Annotated in this window: 6 protein-coding genes and 1 pseudogene; 6 read left to right on the top strand and 1 reads right to left on the bottom strand. The window is 61.7% G+C overall.

The window, feature by feature from the left end:
* The 3 genes and pseudogenes from EN780_RS01010 to EN780_RS01000 all read left to right on the top strand — a co-directional run.
* A partial coding sequence (locus EN780_RS01010; protein WP_128271638.1) for an MgtC/SapB family protein occupies nt 1-1,226 on the top strand: 1,226 nt, incomplete at its 5' end.
* Between the two features lie 74 nt (nt 1,227-1,300).
* The gene (locus EN780_RS01005; protein WP_128271636.1) at nt 1,301-1,687 is read left to right on the top strand and encodes a hypothetical protein; all 387 of its coding nucleotides are present in this window, start codon (nt 1,301-1,303) and stop codon (nt 1,685-1,687) included.
* A gap of 32 nt (nt 1,688-1,719) precedes the next feature.
* Nucleotides 1,720-2,311: pseudogene (locus EN780_RS01000) on the top strand (NAD(P)H-dependent oxidoreductase).
* A gap of 58 nt (nt 2,312-2,369) precedes the next feature.
* Here EN780_RS01000 and EN780_RS00995 read toward each other — a convergent pair.
* Nucleotides 2,370-2,819, bottom strand: a complete 450-nt coding sequence (locus EN780_RS00995) for a sulfocyanin-like copper-binding protein (protein ID WP_245499838.1) — start codon at nt 2,817-2,819, stop codon at nt 2,370-2,372.
* 346 nt (nt 2,820-3,165) lie between these two features.
* On the opposite strand from EN780_RS00995, the gene arcD reads away from it, so the two are divergent.
* From arcD to argF, 3 genes are read left to right on the top strand one after another with little or no spacing between them, the layout of a single operon-like run.
* Nucleotides 3,166-4,632 carry an arginine-ornithine antiporter gene (gene arcD / locus EN780_RS00990; protein ID WP_128271632.1) on the top strand — a complete coding sequence of 489 codons (1,467 nt, stop codon included), beginning with the start codon at nt 3,166-3,168 and terminating at the stop codon, nt 4,630-4,632.
* A gap of 10 nt (nt 4,633-4,642) precedes the next feature.
* Nucleotides 4,643-5,857 (top strand): arginine deiminase, encoded by a 1,215-nt coding sequence (locus EN780_RS00985; protein WP_128271630.1) that lies wholly within the window; start codon nt 4,643-4,645, stop codon nt 5,855-5,857.
* 18 nt (nt 5,858-5,875) lie between these two features.
* Nucleotides 5,876-6,877, top strand: coding sequence for an ornithine carbamoyltransferase (argF, locus tag EN780_RS00980; RefSeq protein ID WP_127282005.1), 1,002 nt, complete (start codon nt 5,876-5,878; stop codon nt 6,875-6,877).

Genomic DNA, 6,877 nt, shown 5'->3' with positions numbered 1-6,877 from the left:
GGCTCGGACTCGCCTTGGCAATAGGTCTACTCGTCGGATTGGAGCGCGGCTGGCGGGAGCGCGATGCACCCGATCGCAGCCGGACGGCCGGAATTCGGACGTTCGGCATATCAGGCCTACTCGGCGGCATTGTGACAGCTCTGGCCAACGCGCTTGGCGCTGTATCCGTTCTGGTCGGCGGTTTCATCGCCTTTGCGGCAATCTTCGCCTGGTACAAGGCACGCGAGGCGGCCCACGACGAGGATTTCAGTGTTACGAGCGTCATCGCCGGCCTAGGCGTCTTCGCGCTCGGTGCGCTTTCGGTCGCCGGTGACTATCGGGCCGCGGCGGCTGGCGGGGCAGCTCTCGCGGCCGTCCTTGCAAGTCGCGAAATTCTGCACGGTCTCTTGCGGCGTCTGACCTGGATTGAACTTCGTTCGGCCTTGATGCTTGCGGTGATGACCGCGATCGTTCTGCCGTTGCTGCCAAATCGCACGATGGACCCATGGGGTGGGTTCAACCCTTGGGAGGTCTGGTTCCTCACAGTGCTGATGGCCTCGATATCCTTCGCCGGCTATGTGGCCATCCGCGTCCTCGGTGGTACGCGCGGCCTGCTCGTCAGTTCGCTCGCCGGTGCGGTCGTCTCCTCCACCGCGGTGACCATTACGCTTGCTCGCAGTGCCGCTTCTGCCGCCAATCCTCTGCCGCTTGCGGGCGCGGCTTCGCTTGCCGCGATGGTTTCGATTTTGCGCGTTTGCACTGTAGTTCTGGCCATCGAGCCAAGCCTATTGGCCACGGTCGGCATGCCTGCCCTTGCCGCGTCGGTCGCATTCGCACTATGCGGAATTTTCCTGCTGACCAACCATGGCCGGGATCCAGAAAAGGGCACCCCGACACGCAATCCATTTGAGCTGGGCCCGCTGCTGCTGTTTGCCATGCTTTTCGCGATCGTTTCGACCGCAAGCGCCGCGTTGGCAGCTCAGTTCGGCGGACACGGGTTGCTGGCGAGCTCAGCGCTTGCGGGAATGTTCGATGTCGACGTTTCAGTGCTGAGCGCATTGCGTTTGGTGAAGCATTCGGTCTCCGTTGAAGCCGTCGGCCTGGCGGTGCTGACAGCACTCACTGCAAACGCGATCGGCCGCCTGTCGCTGGCGGCATTTGCTGGTCCAGTGAGGTTCTGGCTGCCTCTGGCTGGCATCACGCTGGTCGCAGCGGCAGCAGGCTGTTTCACCATGCTTGTGCCCTAACGAGAACTCTCCTTTGACACGGATCAAGGCTGGCACCCGTGGCCGCGCTATGGATCACATCAAAGGAGTTCGCCATGACCAGTTTGCAGGACCTCACCCCGAAATTCCGCCATGTGCGGTTGCTGCTTGCTCGCGAGAAGGGTCACCCGGAAGGGGATCGCGAGGAAGGCTATGATGTACTCGCTCCCTTGACCAGCGAAGGCAGGATTGACGCGGAAGAATGGAAATCACACCGGGCCGCCTGCCGCGTGCGCCGTTTTCGCACTGGCGAGGACGACTTGATCGGCCGCCTCCGGCGCAAGCCGGGCGGGCAATGGTATTTCGACTATGCCGAAGGCGATCGCGATGACGAGACCGGTTTTCATCTTGGCGACGAACGCTTCGTGACAGGCGAATATGTTTCGATCGAACGCAACGGAGCCATGCACACCTACAAGGTGGCAAGGGTCGAGCGCCCGTAACACCGCCACGCCAGGCTTCCCAGGTGCAGACCATGTCGCGTCGCATCCTCATTGTGGTCGGTCATCCCGACCCATCCCCCGACCGGCTCTGTCGCTCTCTTGCGCAGGCCTACGCCGAGGGGGCGGAGCAGGCACAGCACAGCGTCCGCCGGATCGATATCGCGGCAATTGATTTTCCAGTGCTGCGAACAATGCAGGAATTCGAACACGGCGCCGTCCCCAACAGCCTCCAGCATGCCGCTGAAGCGATTGTCTGGGCGGAGCATATCGTGTTTGTCTTCCCACTCTGGCTCGGGACCATGCCGGCTTTGCTCAAGGCATTTCTGGAACAGGTCATGCGGCCGGGGACCGCCTTTGCTTACCCGGACAAGGGCGGCGGCTTTGCCAGGACGTTGCTTCGTGGTCGCTCCGCTCGCGTGGTGGCAACGATGGGCATGCCGTCCGCTCTCTACCGGCTTTGGTTCTTCAGCCACGGCATCGCCGGCATGCGGCGAAGCATCTTGCATTTTGTCGGCATCAGACCGGTGCGGGAGACCCTGTTCGGGATGGTCGCGGGCGCCAGCGACAGGACCAGAGCAAGGGTGGATCGGGCAGATGCGCAAGCTAGGGGAGCGAGGGCTATAGCATGGCGATCCGCAAACCGGGACATTTCTGCCCCCCACAGGGGCCGTTTCTTCAGGGCCTATGGATCGACGGTGAATTCGGCCCACATGCCGGCCCCATAGTGACCAGGCACGTTGCAGATAAGCAGGTATTTTCCTGCCTTCAGTTCGACGGTCAATGTGCCTGATTTGCCGGGATCGAGCTCAGAAACCTCGCCCTTGTCACCAGCCCTGTCTTCATCGACCCTGTTCTCGGCCTCGAGGTAAGGAAGCGGCTTGCCGGGATCGGCGAGGTACATCACTATCATTTCGTGAACGGTGTCTTTGGAGTCGTTGGTCACCTTGAATGTGACCTCTCCGGCCTTCACCGCACCCGGCGAAGCCTTGATACCCATGGTCGCCTTGGTGAGATCGAGTCCTGGCGCTGCATAGGCGATCCCCGTCGGCATCTGCACCTCCGCGCCCTTGTCCCACAGCGAAATCTGGACAAGCGTCGCAGCCTGGGCTCCGCGATCGCCGACCATCAGCATTGCAGCAGCCAGCCCGAGCGCTATTCTCTTTAATATGGTTTTCATGGCGAACCTCCTTCAGGACGGCAGCAGAAAGCGCTCTACGTCCTGATTATCATCCTGTTCGCGGACTCCCGCGCCGTCCTTGCGCCAAATCAAACTGATCGGCGCGACTCATTAGCGGCGCCGGTGCAACTGCCAGCCAGTTTGAGGGTGTAGATCGGTGCCGTGACGGATCGTCAGGTAATGCCCGCCGGTTGGGCTTTACGGCCGCGCGCCAACCATTTGCCACTTGACCCACGTCAAGGCCTCCGACCTGTTTCCTGTTCAATATCCCCCATCAAAGATTCAAATTGGGGAGAGCATCATGGCTACGGCTGGAATCGATATCCCGATCCGAAAAGTCACGTCGACGACTTCTGCCAAGCTTCGACTGGGTTCCCTGACCGCATTGGTAATCGGCTCGATGGTGGGCTCCGGCGTGTTCAGCCTGCCGCAGAACATGGCGGCCGGCGCCGGCCCTCTTGCGATCCTGATTGGCTGGGCGATCACCGCGGTTGGGATGCTGGCGCTTGTTTTCGTCTATCAGTCGCTCGCGGTAAGGCGACCAGAACTCGACGCGGGTCCCTACGCCTACGCCAAGGCCGGCTTCGGTCCCTTCATCGGCTTCAACAGCGCCTGGGGTTACTGGATCAGCGCCTGGGTCGGCAATGTCTCCTATGCGGTGATCGTGTTCAGCGCTTTGTCCTACTTCTTTCCAGCTTTCGGCGACGGCAATACCTGGCAGGCGGTGCTCGGCGCGTCTGTCCTGTTGTGGCTGATCCACGTCCTGGTTCTGGCAGGCATCCGTCAGGCAGCAGTCGTCAACTTGGTCGTCACGGTGGCGAAGATTGCTCCTGTGGTGCTGTTTGTCGGGATCGTCGCTGTGGCTTTCAAGCTTCAGGTCTGGTCTCTCGACTTCAGCGGGCTTGGCAACGCCAGTCTCGGCTCGATTGCCGCACAGGTGAAGAGCACGATGCTGGTGACGCTGTGGGTCTTCATCGGCATCGAGGGAGCAAGCGTATTTTCAGCCCGTGCGGAACGCCGCAGCGACATCGCGAAGGCGACTGTTCTCGGATTCTTCACCTGCCTCGCTCTCTACGCGCTGGTTTCGCTGCTGTCGCTCGGCATCCTCAGCCAAACTGAGCTCGCCGCGTTGAAGAACCCCTCCATGGCAGGCGTCCTGGAGGCGGTTGTCGGACCGTGGGGCGCCATCCTCATCAACATCGCGCTTGTTGTGTCCGTGGTCGGCGCGTTCCTGAGTTGGACGCTGCTTGCCGCGGAAATTCCGCACGTTGCCGGCAAAGACGGCACGATGCCGAAGTTCTTCGGCCACGAGAGCGAGCGGGGCGTGCCGTCGACCTCGCTCCTGATCACCAACCTGCTCGTGCAGGCGTTCCTGGTTATCACGCTGTTCGCACAGAGCACCTACCAGGCACTGTTCTATATCGCGTCGGCAGCCATCCTCGTACCTTACATCTTCTCCGGGGCCTACGCGGCCAAGCTCGCATTGACCGGAGAGAGTTATGAGAATGGCGAGCAACGCGCTGGTCCCCTTTTCGCTGGCATATTGGCGACAGTGTACGGCCTGTGGCTCGTCTACGCGGCAGGACCGGCATATCTGTTCATGTGCGCGATCCTTTATGCGCCCGGCATCATTCTCTACGTCTGGGCACGTCGCGAAACCAACCAGCGTGTCTTCCATCCTGTGGAAGCTGCTGTCGCTGCAGCCCTCGTCGCTGTCGCCATCCTGGCCGTCTACGAGATGTGGACCGGCGCTATCAGCCCGCTCTGAAGGACGCACGATGACAGGCCTGGGAGTCCATTCCGAAGTCGGCCGCCTGCGCGAGGTGATGGTCCATCGACCGGACCTCAGCCTGCGCAGGCTCACGCCCGAGAACTGCAAGGCGCTGCTGTTCGACGACGTATTGTGGGTCAAGCGCGCACGCCAGGAACATGACGTCTTCGTCGATGCGTTGCGCGAACGCGGCGTGGTGGTGCACTCCTTTGGAGAGCTCCTTGCGGAGGCCATGACCATCAGCAAGGCGCGCGACTGGCTTCTCGATCGCCGGGTCCATCCCGGTGTCGTCGGACTGGATATGGTCGACGAGTTGCGCGGATGGCTAAACGACATGCCATCGGAGCAGCTGGCGTCCTTTCTAGTCGGCGGCATTGCCCGTGCCGAGCTTCCTTTCCAGCCGAAGGGACTGACCGGAAGGACACTTGCTCCCCAGGACTTCGTGCTTCCGCCGCTGCCGAACCAGCTTTTCACGCGCGACAGTTCCTGCTGGATCTACGGATCAGTTTCGGTCAACGCCATGTACTGGCCGGCGAGGCGCCCGGAGGCGGCCAACGTGGAAGCAGTGTACCGCTTCCATCCCCGTTTTCGCGACAGCGGCCTCCCCTTCGTATCGCCAGGTTTGGGAACAGGCACCAGTCTGGAAGGTGGAGACGTGATGCCGATCGGCGGCGGAACAGTGCTTGTCGGAATGGGAGAACGTACCACGCCGCAAGCCGTGGGCGACCTCGCACGCAGCCTGTTCGCGGCCGGTGAAGCGACACGCGTCATCGCAGCCCTGATGCCGCGGGACCGCAGTTTCATGCATCTCGACACCGTCTTCACCTTCTGCGACCGCGACCTGGTGACCATGTACCCGCCGGTGGTCGACCGCCTGCGAACCTTCTCTCTGCGACCGGGCGATGGCGAGGCGGCCGTCGAGGTCACGGATGAGACGGAGCCTTTCACGGCAGTGGTTGCAGAAGCGCTTGGACTGAATTCGCTGCGCATCATCGCCACCGGTGGCGACCGTTACGAGGCCGAGCGCGAGCAATGGGACGACGGCAACAACGTCGTTGCCGTCGAACCCGGCGTCGTCATCGGCTACGACCGCAATGTCTATACCAACACGCTGCTGCGTCGCGCCGGGATTGAAGTGATCACCGTTGAAGGCGCTGAACTCAGCCGTGGTCGGGGCGGCGGCCACTGTATGACCTGCCCGATTGCCCGCGATCCGATTTGACCGGAAAGGAAATTCCCGATGTCGATCAACCTTCACGGCCGCTCGGTGCTCACGCTCGACGATCTCACGGCCGACGAGATCCGCTTTCTTCTGAAACTGGCCGCCGACCTCAAGGCGGCCAAGCTCGCTGGCCACGAGATACCGCGTCTCATCAGGAAGAATATCGCGCTGATCTTCGAGAAGGACTCGACGCGCACCAGAACCGGGTTCGAGGTGGCGGCCTATGATCAGGGCGCCCACGTCACCTATTTCGGCCCCACCGGCAGCCATATCGGCCACAAGGAATCCATGAAGGATACAGCGCGCGTGCTCGGCCGCATGTACGATGCGATCGAGTATCGCGGTTTTGGCCAGCACCAGGCCGAACTGCTTGCCGCGCACGCGGGCGTGCCCGTCTACAACGGCCTTACCGACGAAGCGCATCCGACACAGATCCTCGCCGATTTCATGACCATGCGCGAGTTCACGCACAAGCACCTTTCGGACATGACCGTCACCTTCGTCGGCGAAGGACGTGACAATGTCGCGCTGTCGCTGGCACTGGGCGCAGCCAAGGTCGGCATCGACATGCGCATTGCCTCGCCAAGGGAACTTTGGCCGGACGAGGAATTCTGCGCCCATGTCAGAGACCTTGCAGCACAAAGCAGCGGCCGCTTCAGGCTGGACGAAGACGTGATGGGCTGCGTCCAGGACGCCGACTTTGTCTACACCGACGTGTGGATGTCGATGGGTGAGGACAAATCGGGCTGGGCCGAGCGTATCCGCCTTTTGACGCCCTATCGGGTCACGAGCGAAGTGATGGCTGCCGCGGGCAACCCTCATGTCATGTTCATGCATTGCCTGCCGGCATTCCACGACACCGACACCGAGATCGGCGCGTTCATCGCGAAGGAGTATGGCATCGACTGCATGGAGGTCACTGACGAGGTGTTTGAATCGGGCGCATCGATCGTCTTCGACCAGGCCGAAAACCGCATGCATACGATCAAGGCCCTGCTCGTCGCCACGATCGGCAACTGA

The sequence above is a fragment of the Mesorhizobium sp. M4B.F.Ca.ET.089.01.1.1 genome (assembly GCF_004022605.1).
GTDB classification, from domain to species: domain Bacteria; phylum Pseudomonadota; class Alphaproteobacteria; order Rhizobiales; family Rhizobiaceae; genus Mesorhizobium; species Mesorhizobium abyssinicae.
Note: the sequence above shows the minus strand (reverse complement) of the source record. Positions and strands in the feature narration are given on the sequence as shown.

Excerpts from the sequence above, each read along its gene's own strand:
- EN780_RS01005 (WP_128271636.1), top strand. The coding sequence starts at position 1,301 with ATGACCAGTTTGCAGGACCTCACCCCGAAATTCCGCCATGTGCGGTTG.
- EN780_RS00995 (WP_245499838.1), bottom strand. The coding sequence starts at position 2,819 with ATGCTGATGGTCGGCGATCGCGGAGCCCAGGCTGCGACGCTTGTCCAG.
- arcD (WP_128271632.1), top strand. The coding sequence starts at position 3,166 with ATGGCTACGGCTGGAATCGATATCCCGATCCGAAAAGTCACGTCGACG.
- EN780_RS00985 (WP_128271630.1), top strand. The coding sequence starts at position 4,643 with ATGACAGGCCTGGGAGTCCATTCCGAAGTCGGCCGCCTGCGCGAGGTG.
- argF (WP_127282005.1), top strand. The coding sequence starts at position 5,876 with ATGTCGATCAACCTTCACGGCCGCTCGGTGCTCACGCTCGACGATCTC.